The 18260-nt window shown below is 68.8% G+C and carries 14 protein-coding genes; 7 read left to right on the plus strand and 7 right to left on the minus strand.

The window, feature by feature from the left end; all coding sequences use genetic code 11:
- Positions 1–77 precede the first annotated feature (77 nt).
- On the minus strand, positions 78–1178 hold the full coding sequence (locus tag WMF14_RS39005; RefSeq protein WP_437794799.1) for an Mrp/NBP35 family ATP-binding protein: 1101 nt from the start codon (positions 1176–1178) through the stop codon (positions 78–80).
- Between the two features lie 128 nt (positions 1179–1306).
- A complete protein-coding gene (locus WMF14_RS39010; protein ID WP_437794802.1) occupies positions 1307–2536 on the minus strand; it encodes a hypothetical protein in 1230 nt (409 codons plus the stop codon).
- 407 nt (positions 2537–2943) lie between these two features.
- Here WMF14_RS39010 and WMF14_RS39015 point away from each other — a divergent pair, with 407 nt between their 5' ends.
- The 3 genes from WMF14_RS39015 to WMF14_RS39025 all read left to right on the plus strand — a co-directional run bounded on the left by WMF14_RS39015 (position 2944) and on the right by WMF14_RS39025 (position 6243).
- Entirely contained in the window at positions 2944–3471 is a 528-nt protein-coding gene (locus WMF14_RS39015) for a TlpA disulfide reductase family protein (RefSeq protein WP_272102855.1), read from the plus strand.
- 144 nt (positions 3472–3615) lie between these two features.
- The gene (locus tag WMF14_RS39020; RefSeq protein WP_437794805.1) at positions 3616–4140 is read left to right on the plus strand and encodes a peroxiredoxin family protein; all 525 of its coding nucleotides are present in this window, start codon (positions 3616–3618) and stop codon (positions 4138–4140) included.
- A gap of 87 nt (positions 4141–4227) precedes the next feature.
- Positions 4228–6243 carry a DUF6029 family protein gene (locus WMF14_RS39025; protein WP_437794806.1) on the plus strand — a complete coding sequence of 672 codons (2016 nt, stop codon included), beginning with the start codon at positions 4228–4230 and terminating at the stop codon, positions 6241–6243.
- 36 nt (positions 6244–6279) lie between these two features.
- On the opposite strand, the gene WMF14_RS39030 is transcribed toward WMF14_RS39025, so the two are convergent.
- Positions 6280–7602, minus strand: a complete 1323-nt coding sequence (locus WMF14_RS39030; protein ID WP_437794809.1) for a hypothetical protein — start codon at positions 7600–7602, stop codon at positions 6280–6282.
- Positions 7603–7696: 94 nt separating this feature from the next.
- Between WMF14_RS39030 and WMF14_RS39035 the strand changes: the two genes are divergently transcribed.
- On the plus strand, positions 7697–8686 hold the full coding sequence (locus tag WMF14_RS39035; protein ID WP_437794812.1) for a diacylglycerol/lipid kinase family protein: 990 nt from the start codon (positions 7697–7699) through the stop codon (positions 8684–8686).
- 208 nt (positions 8687–8894) lie between these two features.
- Positions 8895–9779, plus strand: coding sequence for an acyl-CoA desaturase (locus tag WMF14_RS39040; protein WP_437794815.1), 885 nt, complete (start codon positions 8895–8897; stop codon positions 9777–9779).
- A gap of 270 nt (positions 9780–10049) precedes the next feature.
- Here the strand turns inward: WMF14_RS39040 and WMF14_RS39045 are convergent, their stop codons facing one another.
- Positions 10050–11735: a CTP synthase gene (locus WMF14_RS39045; protein WP_272102849.1), complete on the minus strand. Its 1686-nt coding sequence runs from the start codon at positions 11733–11735 to the stop codon at positions 10050–10052.
- A gap of 459 nt (positions 11736–12194) precedes the next feature.
- On the opposite strand from WMF14_RS39045, the gene WMF14_RS39050 reads away from it, so the two are divergent.
- Positions 12195–13094: a fumarylacetoacetate hydrolase family protein gene (locus tag WMF14_RS39050; RefSeq protein ID WP_437794818.1), complete on the plus strand. Its 900-nt coding sequence runs from the start codon at positions 12195–12197 to the stop codon at positions 13092–13094.
- A 46-nt stretch (positions 13095–13140) separates the two neighbouring features.
- On the opposite strand, the gene WMF14_RS39055 is transcribed toward WMF14_RS39050, so the two are convergent.
- Together WMF14_RS39055 and WMF14_RS39060 are read right to left on the minus strand one after the other, a co-directional pair.
- Complete coding sequence (locus WMF14_RS39055) at positions 13141–13623, minus strand: hypothetical protein (protein WP_437794821.1); 483 nt, start codon at positions 13621–13623, stop codon at positions 13141–13143.
- The gene (locus WMF14_RS39060; RefSeq protein WP_272102846.1) at positions 13620–14153 is read right to left on the minus strand and encodes a hypothetical protein; all 534 of its coding nucleotides are present in this window, start codon (positions 14151–14153) and stop codon (positions 13620–13622) included. Before WMF14_RS39060 ends, WMF14_RS39055 begins: the two co-directional genes overlap by 4 nt.
- A 178-nt stretch (positions 14154–14331) precedes the next feature.
- Between WMF14_RS39060 and dacB the strand changes: the two genes are divergently transcribed.
- Positions 14332–15906 (plus strand): D-alanyl-D-alanine carboxypeptidase/D-alanyl-D-alanine endopeptidase, encoded by a 1575-nt coding sequence (dacB, locus tag WMF14_RS39065; protein WP_272102845.1) that lies wholly within the window; start codon positions 14332–14334, stop codon positions 15904–15906.
- A gap of 163 nt (positions 15907–16069) precedes the next feature.
- On the opposite strand, the gene WMF14_RS39070 is transcribed toward dacB, so the two are convergent.
- Complete coding sequence (locus WMF14_RS39070; RefSeq protein ID WP_272102844.1) at positions 16070–17554, minus strand: sigma-70 family RNA polymerase sigma factor; 1485 nt, start codon at positions 17552–17554, stop codon at positions 16070–16072.
- Between the last annotated feature and the right edge of the window lie 706 nt (positions 17555–18260).

Raw genomic sequence — 18260 nt, forward strand, 5'->3', positions numbered from 1 at the left:
TTCTCTCCAGCGGCCCCCTCGGTTGAATGGGGGAAGGGGCCGGAACCATATCGTACCCGGGACGTTTACGCGAGAGCCTACCGCATGATGGGCAGGTGCTTGTTGGTCCCCCCGCTCCGATCGATGCGGAGGCCGCCCCCGCTCGCGAGGTTGTGGGCGCTGACCTGGCCGGCCAGCCGCTCCGCCACATCCACGAACGCGCGCGCGATCGGGCTGCTCGGGGCAGCCTGAACGACCGGCGTGCCGGCGTCGCCCCACTCCCGGATGGCCGGATCCATCGGGATCTGGCCGAGCAGCGGCGCCTCGGCGAACTCGGCGATCTTCTGCCCGCCGCCGGCCCCGAAGAGCTCGTGCCGCTTGCTGCACCCGTCGCACACGAAGTAGCTCTCGTTCTCGACCACGCCGAGCAGGGCGATCCCGACTTTCTGGGCCATCGAGACCGATTTGTACACGTCCTGGAGGGCCACCTCCTGCGGTGTGGTCACGACGATCGCGCCCGTGGTCCTCATCTTCTGGGAAATCGTCAGCGCGATGTCGCCGGTACCGGGCGGAAGATCCAGCACGAGGTAGTCGAGCTCACCCCATTCCACGTCGCGCATGAACTGGATCAGGGCGTTCTGAAGCATCGGCCCGCGCCAGACGACCGCCGACCTCGGATCTTCCAGCAGGAAGCCGATCGACATGAGCTTCACGCCAAAGCGCTCGAGCGGCAGGAACTTCTGCCCGTCGGACGACGTCGGGCGGCCCATCACGCCGAGCATGGTCGGGACGCTCGGCCCGTACATGTCCGCGTCGAGCAGGCCGACCTTGGCCCCCTCGCGGCTGAGCGCCAGGGTGAGGTTCGCGGCGACCGTGCTCTTGCCGACGCCGCCCTTGCCGCTCATCACGAGGATGATGTTCCTCACGCCCGGGGACGGGTCGTCCTGAAGGATGGTGCGCGTGGGGATGCCGACGTCCCACGCGATCCGGACGCCCTTCGCGCCGGCGCCCTTCAGGGCTGCCTCGATGTCCGCCGCGAGCCGCTGCTTGAAGTAGCTGGTCAGCTCGACGGTGAGCGAGACGGCCTCGCCCTCGACCGAGAGCTCCCGGACGCGACCGAGGTCGGTGATGGGGCGCTGGAGGTCCGGCGCGATGACCGTTGCCAGCGCAGCGAGCGCGGCGTCCTTCGTGATGGGCATGGGGCGAAGCAGTTAGGACTGCTCGGGATTCCCGTCAACCGGCGAGCGCGGCGTCGCCGCGGGCGCTCGTTCCCGTTCCGGCCGGGCGCGGGCGCGACAGCGGCCGTTCCTGCGCCCGGTCGGCGCCGTCACCAGCAGGTGGCGACCTTGGAATCGGGGTCGCCGGCATCGAGCCGGCGCGACGGCAGGTAGCACCGCGAGTCCACGCAGTCCCCGCTCGTGTTCTGCTGGACGCACACGCACTCGCCGACGAGCCCGCTGGGCGACTTCGGGCAGACCTCGGCCGCGTTCTCCGCGGTGCACCGGATGGGGAGCGCCGCGTCCAGGCACGCCCGCTCGCCGCGCAGCGTGGTGGTGCACTCCATCGTGGAGTCCGCGTCGCCGCAGTCGGTGTCGTTGCGGCACGGCTCGCAGAAGTTGCCCTTGCCGGTGCAGGCGCCGAACCGCGGGACGCACGCGCCGTCGTCGCACCGGTAGTCCAGGTCGCAGTCGGAGTCCGCGCTGCAGGACCTGGCGCACCGGCGCTCGCCGTCGATCGCGACGCAGCGCTGCTCTGCGACGAACGAGCAGTCGAAATCGGTGCTGCACGGCGCGCACTGGGTGCGCTTGACGCAGGTGCTGCGCAGCAGGCACACCGGGCCCTCGACATAGGTGTTGCCGTCGCCGAACGTGGACGGGTCGATGCACTCCTCGTCCGTCTCACCGCAGAAGCTGTCATTCCCCTTGTCCGTGCCGCAGATCGCGTGAGGATCGCGCGACACGGCGCACTCGAAGCCGCCGGGGCAGTCCGCATCGCCCGTGCAGTGCGGCATCGTGCAGTAGGCCTCGGCGTCGCCCTGTCCCTTGCCGAGGCACTCCAGGCCGAGCGAGGCGCACTGGTCGGGAGGGCAGGCGGGGACGACGCAGGAGCTGCCGTCGCTGCACTTGCCGGCGGAGCACGTGGGGTCGTCGCCGCACCGCTCCGCGTCGCGCTGGCACTCGCCGGGGTTCCCGTTGCATTGGATCGGGTTGCACGGCGTCTCGTCGGGGCAGCGCCCGAACTGGCCGCACTCGGTGCCGAATGGACAGGGCGCACCGAAGCCCACCATCTTCTCCTTCTGCGTGCAGACCAGGATCTCGGCCTTCGAGTCGTCCTCCTCGGCCGGCGCACAGTCCTGGAGGCCTGGAATACATTCGCCGTGGCTGCTGCACCTGAGCACGCAGCGGTTGCCGACGCAGGTGTTGCCCTCCAGGCAGAGCTCTGGCTTGCATTTGCCCTCGCAGACGCCGTCGACGATGACCCCCCCGAAGCATTCGTCCTGCGTGCCCGACGAGCATGCGCCGCCCGCGATGGCCGCCCCGCTCGCGAGGCAGCACAAGATCAGGAAGGCGTGGATACTACGGAGACGGGGCCGACGGGCGCTGTGAGAAGCGACAACCTGCTGCATAGGACCTCAGCGCGGGAAACACCCGCGGATCGGGGCAGGCACGGCGGGCCTGGCCGGAGATTGCGGAAACGCGCTCCCGAGCGAAGCGGCGACGCCAAGGTTGCCCTTGACGCCCCCCGTGCCGCCCAGAAGAATGAGCACTCCTACACCATACTTCAGGCGGTGGCATCATGCGAATCGACGCGGTTCTCGGTGGGATGGGCCTTTTCGTCGTGGCGGCTCTAGGGCTCGTCGGCTGCGCTGAGGATCCCATTCCTGCTCCTCCGTTTCCCGAGGGGACGGGTCAAGCTGCGAACGCTCGATATCCGGCTGGGCCGTATGGGGTGAGCCTCCATCGGGTGATCGCGAACTATCAGTTCGTCGGGTACGCCAACGCCGCCGAACACAACGACACGATGCAGCCGATTCAGCTCGCCGATTTCTACAACCCGACCGGGACGGAGGTCTTTCCGGAAGGCTCGCTTTACGGCGCGGGAGAGCCGAAGCCGAAGGTGCTGCTGATCGACGTCTCGTCCGTATGGTGCGGCCCCTGCAAAATCGAGGCAGAGTCCGTCCTGCCCGAGCTCTACAAGAAGTATCAACCCCAGGGCGGCGAGTTCCTTGTTCAGCTCGCAGACGGAAGGACCCCGGGCGAGGCGGCGGTCCCGAACGACCTGTACCGCTGGACGACCCGGTACGACGTGCAGTACCCGTCGGCGATCGACCCTTCGTACAAGCTCGGCGCGCTTTTTCAGGCCGACGCGTTCCCGGCGAACATGATCGTCAGGACGCAGGACATGACGATCATGGAAGTCGTCGCTGGCGTGCCCGAGGAGGACAGCAATTTCTGGCGGACCTATGAGAAGATCATGAACGGCGAGCTCTGAACGAGCTTCGCCGTGGGCGCGTCGTCGAGCCACCGGTCGGCGCGCGCTGCTGGGAGAATCTGCCAGGGCGCCGCAGAGGGCGCCCGCGACGTTGAGCCTCATGCCGGTCGGCCGCTCAGGCCGGCCCTTCGCGACGGAAACCCAATGAACCGAAACACCCGCTGCGCGCTCTCGCTGGCGTCCATCGTCCTCAGCCTCGGTGCCGCCTCGTGCGGAGCGGCCTCCGGCGGCTCATCGGCGAGCCCGGCGCCGGATTTCTCGCTCCCCGCCCTCGACGGCAAGACGGTCAGGCTCTCGGACTACGCCGGCAAGAGCGTGGTGCTCATCGACTTCTGGTCGACCACCTGCGATCCGTGCCTGGCGGAGATGCCCCACCTCGTCGAGCTCTACAAGAAGCACAAGGACAAGGGGTTCGTCGTGCTCGCCGTGTCGCTCGACGGACCGGAGTCGCGGGCGCAGGTGAGCAGCACGGTCCACGACAGAGAGATGATCTTCCCTGTCCTCCTCGACGAGGAGACGACCGTGGCCGCCAGGTACAATCCGAAGCGCGAGCTCCCGTTCTCCGTGCTCATCGGCCGAGACGGCTCGATTCTTCACAAGCGGGGCGGGTACCAGCCCGGCGACGAGGCAGCGCTCACCGAGCAGGTCGAGAAGGCGCTTGGCCAGTAGCGCCTGGGCGGCCGTCTTCGCGCGCTCTCGGCTCGATCGGCGGCTCGCTGGCTCCACGGCGCCGAGGTCCGTGGTAGAGATCGGGCGGTGCGCAGCCCGCTCCGCCTCGTCCGTTCCTGCCTGACAGCGACGTTCGTCCTCGCGGCCTCTCCGGCGGCGGCGGTCGATCTCCCGAACGTCGGCGGCGAACCGCTCTCGCTCGATGTCGTGAACACCGCGGCCGCCAGCTATCATTTCGACAATCGCAACGACGATCGCCGCTATCCCTCACGCTATCTCGACGACAACTACGGAGAGATCGTCGATCGGGTCGACGCTCAGCTCAACTGGTGGCGCATCCAGCTCGGGACGCGGCTCAACGCCTCTTTCTACCTGGCCAGGCCCTCGGCGACCAGCTTCGAGCTGCAAGAGAAGGTCCTGAACGACGAGGTATCGTTCGATCTGAACGACGCCGCGCGGGAGGTTCACTCCCGCTATTTGACGACGATCTATCCAGCGAAGCTCTGGCTCACCTACACGCAGCCGGGTATCGAGGCAACAGCGGGCGACTTTTACGCCCAGCTCGGACGCGGTCTCGTTTTCAGCGTGCGGAAGATGGACGAGCTCGCCATCGACACGACCCTGAGGGGCGGCAGGCTCGTGCTCGACAAGGATTTCCAGCTGTTCAGGCTCGAGGCCACCGCCTTCGCCGGGCAGATGAACCCGCTGCGCGTCGATGAGGCGAGCGGCAGGCGGCTCCATGGCGACGGGTCGCCGCTCTTCTTCGGCTTCCCTGGCGCCGACGACCTGGTCACGCGCGAGACGACCGTGGATGCGGGGGGAAATCCTCGCACCCGCGATGTGACCGAAGGGGCACGGCCGAACTACCTGGAGGACACGGTGCTCGGCGGACGCCTGGAGGCGACCCTGAAGGGCGTGGAGCTCGCGGCGAACGGCGCGCTGCTGCTGCGCAAGACATACACCGAAGAGTTCAACCGATGCCTGGACGAGGGCGGCGCGGATCCTCAGGCCGCGCTGCGCCTGTGCGGCGGTAGATTCCCGGAGTTCAACGTCGTCAGCGCCTCCCCCGCGCGGCAGCACAACACGATCCGCACCTTCAGCGGCTCGGTGAGCATTCCGTCCATCGCAGAGCGCGGCGATGTCTACGTCGAGGTTGCAGGTCAGCAGCTCCGTGGCGGTCATCTCGACCGTGATGATGTGCCTGCAAAGGACATGTCCGGCTATGCGGTCTATCTGGCAGCGAACGGGCGTGGAGGTCCGCTCGCCGTCGCCCTCGAAGGGAAGCACTACCGGCGATTCTTCCCGCTGTCGGCCAACATCGACGTCTCTTCGCTGTCGAACCCGGGGTTCAATGCGCCGGAGTTCGAGGGCGTGGCGTACAACCAGCCTCCGACGGCGGAGCCCATCTATGTCGAGCCGATCGGAGCGCCCAACATCTGCGTGACCGGCGGGCGCGGGCGCGTCGACTACCGCTTCAACCGGAGCGCGGCCATCTATGCCTGGCTCGGTCGCTATGTGAGCTTCTCCGAGCGCCAGGCGAACTATGACTGCAAGACGGACGACACGAACAGGACCGACACCTGGGATACCGCAGCAGGCACCGAGATCGATTTCGACGGCAGCCGCTCGCACGTGCGCGCGTGGGCTGGAGTCCGGCAATCCGATGAGGCCGACACTGGCCATGTCTTCTACAGCGAGGGCTATGTCCGTTACGACCTCGTGAAGCACCTCGCCGGCGCGTTCTCGATCCAGGCGCAAGGCAACAGCCGGCGCCGTTACAGGCCGGAGAACTTCGAATCTTCCTGGGTCGAAGGGGACAACTACCTCGCGCTCCAGTGGTCGCCCCACCTCGCAGCGATGTTCGGCTACGAGTACACCTCACAGCCTGGGTGTGAACCTGGCAAGGACACCGAGCTCTGCCATTTCTTCAACGGGGGGCTGCAGTGGAAGGCCGGGTCGACGAGGACGGCGCTCGATCGGATCATCGACACCGCGCAGCTCTTCGTTGGCCAGCGGCGCGGGGGACTGCGTTGCGTCTCGGGCGTGTGCCGGTTCTTCCCGCCGTTCGAGGGCGCGCGGCTCGAGCTCGTCTCGAAGTTCTGAACGACCGGACCACCTCGGGCGCCGCCCTGGCAACGCTCAGAACGCCCCGAGGATCTCGCAGGCCACCGAGGTCCTGACCTGGGGCTCGGCGTCGGCGAGGAGCGATGCGGCGCGCGGGATCTCGCCGAGCGCGACCAAGCCCGCCCCCGCCGCCTCGCGCACCGGGATCTCGCGGGATCGGACATCGCGCTCCAGCAGCGGCACGACCGCGCGGATGCCTGCACGTGCGAGGACTCCCCGCGCGAGCACCGCGCGCGTCGACGTCCCCGCGGCGAGCTTCATGAGCCAAGCGACCGCCGCGGAGCGCTCGCGCGCCGCGACGTCCCGCGGCGCGGCGTCGACGTGGCGGCTGTGGACGGCGAAGACCACGGCCTCATCCGGATCGCCCTGCGCCTCGATGAGCGCAGATCGCACCGCCGTGTCCTGGAGCGGCGCGGAGAGGATGGCGTAGACGCGATCCCGGCTCTGGCTGGAGCGGATGGCGCCGATGAGGACGGAGACCGCTTCGCCGACGCCCTCGCCTCCCGCGCGGACCAGCGCGCGCGCCGCGGCGATCGCGGGCGCGCCGCGCTGGGTGGAGATCGCCCAGAGCAGCTGCGCGCGCCCGCCGCCGCCCATCGCGCGCGGCGTCGCCCACGCTTCGGCGATCGCCTCGCGCCCGGGTTCATCCGAGAGGGTCCAGACATCGCGCAGCGCCAGCACGACCTCCTGATCGCCGAGCGCCCCGGCGGCGCGGATCGCCAGCGTCCGCGCGAGCGGGTAAGGATCGAGCCGCGCCGCCTCGAGCAGCGCTCCCCGGTCGCTCGGGTCCGCTGCCGCGGCGGCGGCGCGGAGCGCCGAGACGCGGACCTCCTGATCTCCGTCGAGCATCCGCGAGCGGCGCACCGCGCCGTCCTCGGCTGTGACGAGCGCCCGCGTCTCCAGCGCGCGGAGCGCCGCGTCCTTGCCGGGGTATCGCCCCGCCGCCGCGTCGCTCGCGTACCGCTTCACGCTCTCCGGGTCGGTGAGCCCCGCCTCGAGGAGGAGCATCTCTGCGGCGGTCGCGATCGCGTCCGAGCCCGCGGCGCGCTCGACCAGCGCGTCCTCCAGCGCGCGCGCGCACGTCCGGAGCTCGCGCAGCCGATCGGCCCCCGATGGCGGCGCCGCGCGCGCGATCTCCCCCTGCGCGATCGCGCGGGCAATCGCTCGTACGTCGTCGCTGTCCAGCGCGCCGCGGCGAAGCTCGTCGCCCAACGTGCGGCGCAGCTCGTCGAACCTGCCCGCCTCGGCTGCGCGTAGGGAGGCCGAGCTCGCGCAGCCGGTGACGGCGACGAGCGAGAGGAGGCCGGCGAGGATCGACCCGGAGAGCACGCGGCGCATGCGCGCGTCTTACCGCGCCGAAGTTCGCGTTCGAAGCCCCTTCGGCTCGACCACCCGGGGAATCCGTTCTATAGGGCGCTCACGTTCCGGCACCATGCGTATCGACGTCATCGTCAACACCACGGCGCGCCGGTACCGGGCGAAGCCGTCGCTCATCGACCGCATGGCGGTTGCGTGTGCTGGCGCGGCGGAGCTCCACCCGACCTCGAACGTCGCGGAGCTCGCGGAAGTGTGCGAGCGGCTCGCCCGGCGAGGCACGGATCTCGTCGCGCTCTCGGGCGGCGACGGCAGCTTCATGGCCGGCGTCACGGCCCTCGCGCGCGCCTTCGGCGAGCGCTCGTTGCCGCCTCTTGTCCTGCTGCCAGGCGGAACCGTGGCGACCGTCGCGCGGAACTGGGGCATGACCGGCGATCCGGCTGTGCTCCTCGCGCGGACGGTCAGCCAGGTTCGCGGCCTCCCGAGCGGCGCGGCCATCCAGGGCGCCGTCCGCCGGCCGACCTTGCGCGTGCGCGCGACGACCCGCGGCGGTGTCGAGGAGCGCATCGGCTTCATCTTCGGCACCGGGCTCGTGGCCAGCTTCTTCGATGTCTATTACGAGCGCGGAGGCGACGGCTACGGCGCCGCTGCGCGCATCGTGGCGCGGGTGTTCATCGAGTCCTTCTACGGCGGCGCCTACGCGCGCCGCGTCCTCGACCCGCTGCCGTGCACGATCGACGTGGAGGGGCGGCAGCTCGCCCCACGCGCCTGGTCGCTCATCTGCTCTTCTGCAGTGCGCGACCTCGGGATCCACATGCTCGTCACCTACCGGGCGGGAGAGGATCTCGATCGCCCTCACCTCGTCGCCAGCGCCCTGCCCCCTCGAGAGCTCGGGCCGCGCGCGCCGCTCGTCCTCGCGGGCCGCCGGATCGGCGGCAGGGACCACTTCGACGACCTCGTCCAAGATTTCACGGTCCGGTTCGGTGCCGAGCCCAGCGCGGCCTCGCTCGGCGACGGCCCCTACATCCTCGACGGCGATCCCCTCCGAGCGAGCGAGATCCGGGTCTCCGCCGGGCCAGCGATCGACGTCCTCTCGCTGCGCTCCTGAGATCGCGCGCTCGTCGACGCCCTGCGCCGATCCGCCGGCGCGCCGGCTGCTGCATCGCATGACGGAATCATGACCGGCGTCGTGAGCCCCAGTGACGGGCGTGCTCGATGCTCCATCCACCTTGGAACCCATGACGCAAGCGCCTGCATCGAGCCCTACACGAGTCGTCGTACCCAAACCCGGCCCCAGCCTCGGCCAGATCTTCAACGTGCTGGGGATCGCTGCGATCCACGTGGGCACCGTGGTCGCCATCCTCCGAGGTGCCACATGGAAGCTCGCGGCGCTCGCCGCGGCCACGTACTTCGTCCGGATGTTCGCGATCACGGGGGTCTACCACCGGTACTTCTCGCACCGCAGCTACAAGACGAGCCGCGGCCTGCAATTCCTGCTCGCGCTGCTCGGCACCACGGCGACGCAGAAGGGCCCGCTGTGGTGGGGGGGGACGCACCGCGTCCACCACAAGTACTCGGACACCGAGCGCGACGTCCACAGCCCGCTCCGCAAGGGGTTCTGGTACGCGCACATGGGTTGGTGGCTCGGCCGCGAGCACGAGGAGCTCGATCTGAAGCGCATCCCTGACTTCGCGGGTTTCCCTGAGCTCCGCTGGCTGGAGCGCTACCACGTGGTCGGCCCGCTCGGCATGATGGCGCTGCTCTTCGCGGTGGGCGGCTACGACGCGTTCCTGTGGGGCTATGTCGTGTCGACGTGCGCGCTCATGCACGGCACGTTCACGATCAACTCCCTCGCGCACGTGTTTGGCTCGCGGCGCTACGCAACGACCGACACGAGCCGCAACAACTTCTGGCTCGCGCTGATCACCCTCGGCGAGGGCTGGCACAACAACCACCACCACTACATGAGCAGCGCGAACCAGGGCTTCTTCTGGTGGGAGATCGACGTCAGCTTCTACATCCTGCGCGCGATGGAGAAGCTCGGCCTGATCTGGGAGCTCAGGACCGCGCCTGCGCACGTGCTGCAGCGGAACCTGATCAAGGAGGTCGGCGAGCGTTCGCCGCTGCTCGCGCCTCAGGCCACGAACGCCGAGCCCCTTGATGCCCCGCCGCTGGGTCAGCCGAGCCTCGGCGACGTCTGATCGCCCGCGGCGTTCGTTCATCGATGATCTGCGGACGGAGGCTGCAGAGCCGCCTTCGTCCGTGAACGCTCGCGACGACCCCCTCGACGACCATCGCAGCGCCGCGCGTCTCGCTGTCGACGCGGCGGGCCAGAGCCCCTCGGGAGCTCTGGCGCGGGGCGCATCTTCATGATGCGCTACGGGCTCGTCCGTGTCGTTCGGCTCGCCGCGGCTTTCGTACGCCTCACTCGCCTAGCGGCTGAGCCCGTAGCGCACGACCTGCACCCCGCCCTAATTGACGGACGAGGCAGCTTGCTGGGTATGGGCGGAGGCAGAATCGCCGGGCTTCGGCTTCTCGGCCTTGTTGCGCTCGCGTTGGCGCTCCAGACCGGCGCGCACGAAGCGCGCGAAGAGCGGGTGCGCGCTATGGGGGCGGCTCTTGAACTCGGGGTGGAACTGACAGCCCACGAAGTACGGGTGCTCGCGCAGCTCGATCATCTCGACGAGGCGCTGGTCGGGCGACGTCCCGGAGAGCACGAGCCCCTTCTGCGCCATCGCCTCGCGGTACTTGTTCGACACCTCGTACCGATGCCGGTGCCGCTCGCTGATGCTCGTCTGCCCGTACGCCTCTGCGGCGACGGAGCCCTTGTCCAGGACGCACGGGTACGCGCCGAGGCGCATCGTCCCGCCCTTCTCGACGACCCCCTTCTGGTCGGGCATCAGATCGATCACCGGGTAGGCGGCGTTGCGATCGAACTCCACGGAGTTCGCTCCCGTCATGCCGCAGACGTGGCGCGCGTACTCGACGACCGCGAGCTGCATGCCGAGACAGATCCCGAAGAACGGGATCTTCTCCTCGCGCGCGTAGCGGATGGCCTCGATCTTCCCCTCGGTCCCGCGATCGCCGAAGCCGCCGGGCACGAGGATAGCGTCCAGGTTCGACAGCAGGTCGGCCGCACCGCGCGCCTCGATCTGCTCGGAGTCGATGTACTCGAGCTCGACCCGCACGTCGTTGTGGAGCCCGCCGTGGACGAGCGCCTCGTGCAGCGACTTGTAGGAGTCGCGCAGGTGCACGTACTTGCCGACGACGCCGATCTTCACGATGCCGCGGGACGGCTTCTTGAATCGCTCGACGATGCGCTGCCACGGCGACAGGTCCGGCTGCCTCGCCCAGATGTTGAGCAGCTCCGTGATCTTCTCGTCGATCCCCTCGGCGTGGAGGACGAGGGGGAGCTCGTAGATGCAGTCGACGTCGACGGCCGCGATCACGCAGTCGACGGCGACGTTCGAGAAGAGGGAGATCTTCTCCTTCATGCTGCGCGGGAGCGGCCGATCGCAGCGACAGAGGAGGATGTCCGGCTGAATGCCGATCTCGCGCATCTCCTTCACCGAGTGCTGGGTGGGCTTCGTCTTCAGCTCGCCCGCCGTCGCGATGAACGGCACCAGCGTGACGTGCACCGAGATCGCGTTCTGCGCGCCCGACTCCACCTTGAGCTGGCGGATCGCCTCGATGAACGGAAGCGACTCGATGTCACCCACGGTACCGCCGACCTCGACAATCGCGACGTCAGCCCCGTCCGCAGCAGAACGGATGCGCAGCTTGATCTCGTCCGTGACGTGCGGGATCACCTGCACCGTCGCGCCGAGGTACTCGCCGCGGCGCTCCTTCGAGATGACCGCCTCGTAGACGCGGCCGGTGGTGAAGTTGTTCTGGCGGCTCATCCGCGCGAGCGTGAAGCGCTCGTAGTGCCCGAGATCGAGATCGGTCTCTGCTCCATCGTCTGTGACGAAGACCTCGCCGTGCTGGTAGGGGGACATCGTGCCGGGATCGACATTGATGTACGGGTCCAGCTTGAGGTGGGTAACCTTCAACCCACGGGACTCCATCAGCGCCCCGATCGAGGCCGCAGCGAGTCCCTTGCCGATCGACGATACGACTCCGCCTGTGACGAAGACGAATTTGGTCCGCTTGCTCATGACCCATCGCTCCGCTGCGCCGTGTGCGCGCCTGTAACCAGTCCCTCGAGCGGCGCTCCAAGGTGAGCGCCGCCAAGGGTCGGCTGTCCACGGCAAATACCTTGCCCGGCTTACAAGCCGCACGGCCCCGTCAGCAGGACCGAAGCCGGAGGAAACCCCGCGACGGGGAACCCCGCGCCGGCAACAGAACCTGACCTGCCGTACGAGCCCATCTGCAACCGGCAGGGACCCACGGCAAGCCTGCGCGACGTGATGCCGCTCTGAATCCGCCGGCATTCTAGGCCGCTCTCCCAGCGCGTCAATGCAAAGGACAATCCGATGTCCCAAGAAGGGTCGAGTCCCTCGGGATCGCGCGCCGACCGCCGGCCGCAGGCGTAGGCGCGGGGGGTTCCGCCGGCCTGAGGGCGTCGGCGGACCGGGATGGTACGCTCCGCCGGCTCCCGGCGGCCTGGTCACGCCATGAGAATCGCGCACGTGCTCCAGCTCGCGACGTCCACCCCGATCGTAGCGCTCGAACGGGACGGAGCGCTCTACGACGTCGCGGAGCTAGAGCGCCACTTCGGGACGAAGCTCGCGGACATCCGCGGCGCGTCGGACTTTCACACGCGCGTGGTGGCGCTTCGTTGCGCCGGCCTTCACGCGCTGGATGATCGGCTGCTCAACGGAGATCGTCCCGCGTCGACGCATCTGCATCCAGCCACGATCTTGTGGCTGCCTCCCTGCGCCACCGACCGCGCGGCGTACATCCAGCTCGGCCCCTACGCGCACGGCGCCGAGCGACCCTGGTATCGGTTCGGCAACAGCCGCGCGCTGCTTGGACACGCGGCTGAGATCCCCTTCCCCCCGCTCGAGGACAGGCCCGACTACGAGCTGAACCTCGCGGTGGTCCTCGGCGAGGACCTGTGGCGTGCCACCCCGGACGAGGTGGAGCGCGCGATCGCTGGCTACACCGTGCTGAACGACTGGACGGCGCGCAGCTTGGAGGCGCGGTCGCTCGCGCGCGGGCTCCCACCGTCGGAGGCGAAGGACTTTGCAACGCAGCTCGGCCCGGTGCTCGTCACGCCCGACGAGCTCGGCTCGGTCGAGGCGCTGCGGACTCAGGTCCGCGTCGATGCCGAGACGCGTTCCTGTTCGCGCGTCGGCGAGTGGACCTTCTCGCTGCCGGAATCCGTCGCGTACATCAGCAACCACATCGGGCTGCGCGCGGGCGACGTGATCGGAGCGGGCCGCGTCTTCGGTGGAAGCGCTGATCAGCGCGTACCGTACGGCGCCAGCGTCGAGCTGCTGATCGAGCGCATCGGACGGATGACGGGCAAGCCCGTCTGCGGCCCCGCGCCGTTGCCATGGCGCCGCCGGTGAGCGGGCGCCGGCGCATCACCGCGCGGCCCGCATGGTTCTCGGTAGTTCAGAACGTACCGACGACGCCGAGGCCCATGCCGGTCGCGGTGATCACCGGGGCCGGCCGCACCGTCAGCGCCGCAGGGTTCGAAGGCTGCGCCGAGCGCGCCTCCGTGGTCATGAAGATCCCTTCGCCGACGAGACCCAGGCCGGCGAGCTGCGCGAGCCCACCGATGGCGGTGAGCGCCCCGCGAACGTACAGCGTCGCGCCGCAGTCCGGATCGTCCGCGGCGCAGCCGTTCTTGGCGAGCGCGAGCCATGGACCAGCGATCGGGATCTTTAGCTCGCTCGCCCCAGGGACCTCCGGCCACGAGGATGCGGCAAGGAATGCTGCGCCGTAAGCGAGCGCCGTCACGGCCACCCCGCCGGCGATGACCTTCACGCGTGCCGAGGACGGCGGGTACCGCGGAGGTGCCGTCGGCTCCTCCGCACCGGCGGAGGCAGTGGCCAACACCAGCGCGGCGACGACGGCGAGGGAGGCGCACTTCATGGCGTCTTCGTTCCGGAAGCTCCCGCGCCGGACTTCTTGGACGGCAGCTTCACGGTGTACGGGACCTCGAGCGGATCGCCATCGAACGGCAGCACGATCTCTCCGACGAAGGCGCGCTTCACGCAGGATTCGGCGGGCGTCCCCGCGAAGGGCGGCCCGACCAGCACGTCGGTCACGCGTCCCTTCTGGCCGTCGAACACGACCTTGACCTCTCCCTCGCCCGTCGGCGCGTTGGACACGACCTCGGCGCAGTTCGCCGCCTTGTCCCCTCCGCGACGCAGGGCGATCTCCATCTGCTTCTTCTGATCGGGGTTGAGCCCGCCTCCGCTGTCCACCGACGCGCCCGCCTCGGCGCCGGAGCTGCCTGCCTCGGCGCCGGAGCTCTCCGTTTCAGCGGGTTCGGCCACATCGGACGAAGCCTTTTCGAAGTTGTAGTCTTCCCCTGCCTGCTTGGGCTTGGCGCCGGAGCATGCTGCAGCCGCGAGGAGGATGAGCGGCAAGAGCGCGCGGGTCGAATGCTGCTGGGACACGGTGTCCTCCGTTCGAACAGAGCGTGAAGGAGCGTCTGTGCGCACCCTAGCAAGCTCTCCTTTCCGAGGACAACCCCGAGCGCACACGCGCGCACCGATGAGCGCCGCCGGGGCTGCGACGACCGGTCGACCGGAGGAGGCGTCCGCGGTGGAGGCGTTGTAGAGGCAGAGAGATCTCATGCCTCGACATCCTCGTCGTGCCGTCTCCGCGGTCGCGCTCGTGCTCTCGTCGATCCTGGCTCGCCCCGGCGGCTCGCAGCCGCTCGACGGCGGCACGGGTCCCGCTGACCGCTCGGCCCGCGCAGCAACGCCGACCCAGGGAGCCCCCGTCACCCCGAACGCGCCCCCAGGATCTCCCGCGTCGCACGGGCCTCAAAAAATCGACCCTGACCGCGCTCGAGCGGAGGTCGAGGCGCTCGTCACCGACGTGCGCCGGTTGGGGGGACGGGTCGGCGTGCTCGCCCTCGACGTCGCCAGCGGCGCGGCTCTCGCGGCCTTCGATCAGCGCGGCCTGTACAACCCTGCATCCAACGCGAAGCTCTTCACGGCAGCCGCCGCGCTTCGCCTGCTCGGGCCGAGCTACCGCTACCTGACCGGCCTCTACGGGGAGGCGTCGAACGGAACCGTCGCCGAGCTCGTGCTCCGGGGTTCGGGCGATCCCTCCCTCAAGACGCCTGATCTCTGGGAGATGGCGCGCGCCCTGAGGGCGTCCGGCGTCCGCAAGGTCGCGGCGATCTCGATCGACCAGGGCTACTTTGACGCGCGCTACGTGCCTCCCGCCTTCGAGCAGCAGCCGGAGGAGTGGGCGGCCTTTCGCGCCCCGGTCGCGGCAGCCTCGTTGAACGCGAACGCGTTGCTCTTCACGGTGCGCCCGTCGAAGGCAGGGCAGGCTGCCTCCGTCGCGATCGATCCCCCAGGCTTCGCGGTGCTCCAGGGCACGGTGACCACCGCGAGGCGCGGCACACCGGAGAAGCTCGGGGTCCGGCTCGAACCGAGCGGCGAGCGCCTCGTCGCGCACCTCAGCGGGCACATCCCAGAGGGCGGCCGCGCGGTGAGCCTGGCGAGGCGCGTCGACGATCCCCGCCTGGTCGTAGCGTATACGCTCAAGGAGATGCTGCTGGAGGTGGGCGTCGACGTCCCCGGCGAGGTGCGGCTCGGCGGTGAGCGCCAGAAGAGGCTCCTCGTCGCCCACCGCTCGGCACCTCTCGGCGAGCTCCTCTCCGCCCTCGGAAAGGACAGCGACAACTTCTACGCGGAGACGATCTTCAAGACGCTCGCCGCAGAGAAGCGTGGGCGCCCCGGCACAGCCGAGGGTGCGGCGGCGGTGGTCGGCGAGACCCTCAGGGCGCTCGATGCTTTCGGGCAAGACGTCGTCCTGAGGAACGGCTCCGGCTTGTTCGACGCCGCTCGCGCATCGCCGGAGGCCATCGTCCGGCTGCTCCGCGCCGCGCTTCTCGATCCGGCGCTAGGCGCCGATTTCACCGCGCAGCTCGCGATCGGCGGTGTGGATGGCACCTTGCGCAGCCGCTTCCGCGGGTGGTCGAAGGAGCGCGCGATCCGCGCCAAGACGGGAACGCTCGCCTCGGTCGTGGCCCTGTCTGGCTACATCCTCGCGCCCCCTGGTCGTTCCCCGATCGCCTTCGCCGCGCTCGTCTCCGACGTGCCAGGGAAGATCGACCCCGCACGAAGGGCCATCGATCACTTCGTCGAGTCGCTCGCCGACGAGCTCTGGAAGGACGCACGCACGCCCTGAGAGCGCGGGCTGTCTCGTGTCGACCCGCTGGGCTGCGCTGAGCTCCGGCCCCTGCTCACCTCTGCGTGCCCCCACGCAGCCGCGTGCTCAGGCGGCTCACGCGAAGAGGCCGCGCAGCATGACACCGCGCGGCCTCTTCACCGACTCGTGCTGAGCTCGTCGCTCAGTAGTCGCGCATCTGCTTGCGGATCTTCCCGAGCGCCTGCTCCTGGAGCTGACGGATGCGCTCGCGCGACAGGTTGTACTTGTCGCCGATCTCCTTGAGCGTGAGCTCGTCCTCGTCGTCGAGGCCGAAGCGCCAGCGGATGATCCGCGACTCGATCGGCGTGAGCGTTGTCAGGAGACGCCGGACCTCGTCGCTCCACTTCCTGTTGGCCAGGTGATCGAACGGCGACAGCGCGTTCTCCTCCTGGAGGAAGTCGATGAACTTGCGCCCGTCCTCGTCGCCGACCGGACGATCGAGCGAGAAAGGCGTCTCCGCGTAGAAGTCCTTCACCTTGTCGAGCTTCTCGCGCGGGACCCCCGTCTCCTTCTCGAGCTCCTCGATGGTCGGCTCATGCCCCGTGCGCGCGATGATCGCCTGCGTCGCCCGCGCCACGCGGTTGTACGTATCGAGCATGTGGACCGGGATGCGGACCGCGCGGCCCTTGTCGGCCAAGGCGCGGCTGATCGCATGCCTGATCCACCACGATGCATACGTCGAGAAGCGGTAGCCACGGCTGTGGTCGAAGCGCTCTACCGCCTTCATCAGGCCGATGTTGCCTTCCTGGATCAGATCGATGAGCGGCAGGCGCCCGCGGTTGTAGCGCCGCGCGATCGACACGACGAGCCGCAGGTTGGCCTTCACGAAGCGGTTCTTCGCGTCGTGCTGCGCCTGGAAGGTTCGCTCGACCCGATCGAGGTAACGGCGGTAGGAGCCAGACAGCGGGAGCCTCGGCCGCGTGGGGCGGGTCTCCTCGGGATCGCTCACGTCATCCTCGAAGTCAGGCTCGCGCACGAGATCGCGCGCGATGCTGAAGGCGCGCGCCATCCAGAGGCGATCCGAGTCAGGCAGGCGGACGGCCGCTGCGAGCTCCTCGGAGAGCTGGGTCCACGGCTTCTCCTGCTCGGCGAGCAGCTTCCCCTTCTGCTTCTTCGCCAGGCGAACGAGCTTCTGCAGCTCCGCGATCTGCGGAGCCTTCACCTCGTCCTCACCCGCCTTGGCGACATCCTCCTCGAGCGCGGTGAGGATGTACTCGGCCGCAGGCAGGTAGGAGAGCAGGGCCACCCAGTGCTCCACCTCCGTGCGCTCGACCGCCCGCGCGGTGTCGAGCTCCTCGTCCGGCCCCATGACGGGGTGGAGCGCCATGTCGCGGAAATAGCGGGCGAGCATCGAGTCGCCGCCCCCGTCCTCGACATCCTTCAGCTCCCGATCCTGGTTCCTCGCGCGCTCGGGCTGAGGCAGCCGATCGAGCGGTCCAAGGTCCAGATCGATGAAGTCAGCCGCCCGCTCCTCATCGAGGATTTCGGCCGGACGGGGTCGCACAACCGTCTCCTCCGTCTGGTCGTCATCCAGAATGCCGAGCGCTGCGATTTCCGGCGTGGCCGTCCCACCCTGAGCGAGCGGGTCGCCCTTCACTACAGTGGCGTTGCTCTTGGTCGACCTCATGGCGGCTCCCTCCACGGTGGTAGCTCCTTGAAAGTGCGAGCGCGGCGACTGGTTGTCCCCGAATTCTTCGACCTCGGAGACCTCCAACTCGGTGGTCTGCGATGCCCCCCGCCGGGGAGCCGATGCGGTCTCGGCTCCCTGCGAGCTCTTGGATGCCGCGAGCCGCGCAGAGGCACCTACAGCAGAGGACTTGGCGTTTCTCCGCGCAGTTTCTGGACGGCGGGCGGTCGACGTGCTCATCTTGGTCTTTGTGTCGGCGTTCACTTCTAAACGGCTGACCTTGCGAGATTGAAATGTCCCGCCACCTTTTGAGGACAGGCGAGACGATTTCGTGCCAGACAGAGGAGAGGAGCTGACCGAAGGAGCCCCTGTTGAAACTGGCAACCGCTGGTGCTTTCTTTTGATTCCGGTCGAACTCTTCTCATCTGAGGCAGGTCTGCTCTTGCAGAATGATGCTCCTGCGCCAGTCCCCGGTAGCAGCCCAGCTTCAGAAGCAAAAACAGTGCCTTTTTTAGCGTGCGTTCCTGCTTCTCCCGTTTGAGAGCTCGGCCTGGGTGCGCTATGTAGAGCGGAAGGCGCTGTCCATGTCCTGTCGAGCGAGACATTTCGCTGTGACCGAACCGGACTGCATGGCTGGGTGCGCTGTCGGGGACGCAACAACATCGGCAACCTGTTCTCCTTGGGGACACCTCGAGCTCGCAAGCGT

The organism is Sorangium sp. So ce693 (genome assembly GCF_051521375.1).
Lineage (GTDB): Bacteria > Myxococcota_A > Polyangia > Polyangiales > Polyangiaceae > Sorangium > Sorangium atrum.

Excerpts from the sequence above, each read along its gene's own strand:
- WMF14_RS39005 (WP_437794799.1), bottom strand. The coding sequence starts at position 1,178 with ATGCCCATCACGAAGGACGCCGCGCTCGCTGCGCTGGCAACGGTCATC.
- WMF14_RS39020 (WP_437794805.1), top strand. The coding sequence starts at position 3,616 with ATGAACCGAAACACCCGCTGCGCGCTCTCGCTGGCGTCCATCGTCCTC.
- WMF14_RS39030 (WP_437794809.1), bottom strand. The coding sequence starts at position 7,602 with ATGCGCCGCGTGCTCTCCGGGTCGATCCTCGCCGGCCTCCTCTCGCTC.
- WMF14_RS39035 (WP_437794812.1), top strand. The coding sequence starts at position 7,697 with ATGCGTATCGACGTCATCGTCAACACCACGGCGCGCCGGTACCGGGCG.
- WMF14_RS39045 (WP_272102849.1), bottom strand. The coding sequence starts at position 11,735 with ATGAGCAAGCGGACCAAATTCGTCTTCGTCACAGGCGGAGTCGTATCG.
- WMF14_RS39050 (WP_437794818.1), top strand. The coding sequence starts at position 12,195 with ATGAGAATCGCGCACGTGCTCCAGCTCGCGACGTCCACCCCGATCGTA.
- WMF14_RS39055 (WP_437794821.1), bottom strand. The coding sequence starts at position 13,623 with ATGAAGTGCGCCTCCCTCGCCGTCGTCGCCGCGCTGGTGTTGGCCACT.
- dacB (WP_272102845.1), top strand. The coding sequence starts at position 14,332 with ATGCCTCGACATCCTCGTCGTGCCGTCTCCGCGGTCGCGCTCGTGCTC.
- WMF14_RS39070 (WP_272102844.1), bottom strand. The coding sequence starts at position 17,554 with ATGAGGTCGACCAAGAGCAACGCCACTGTAGTGAAGGGCGACCCGCTC.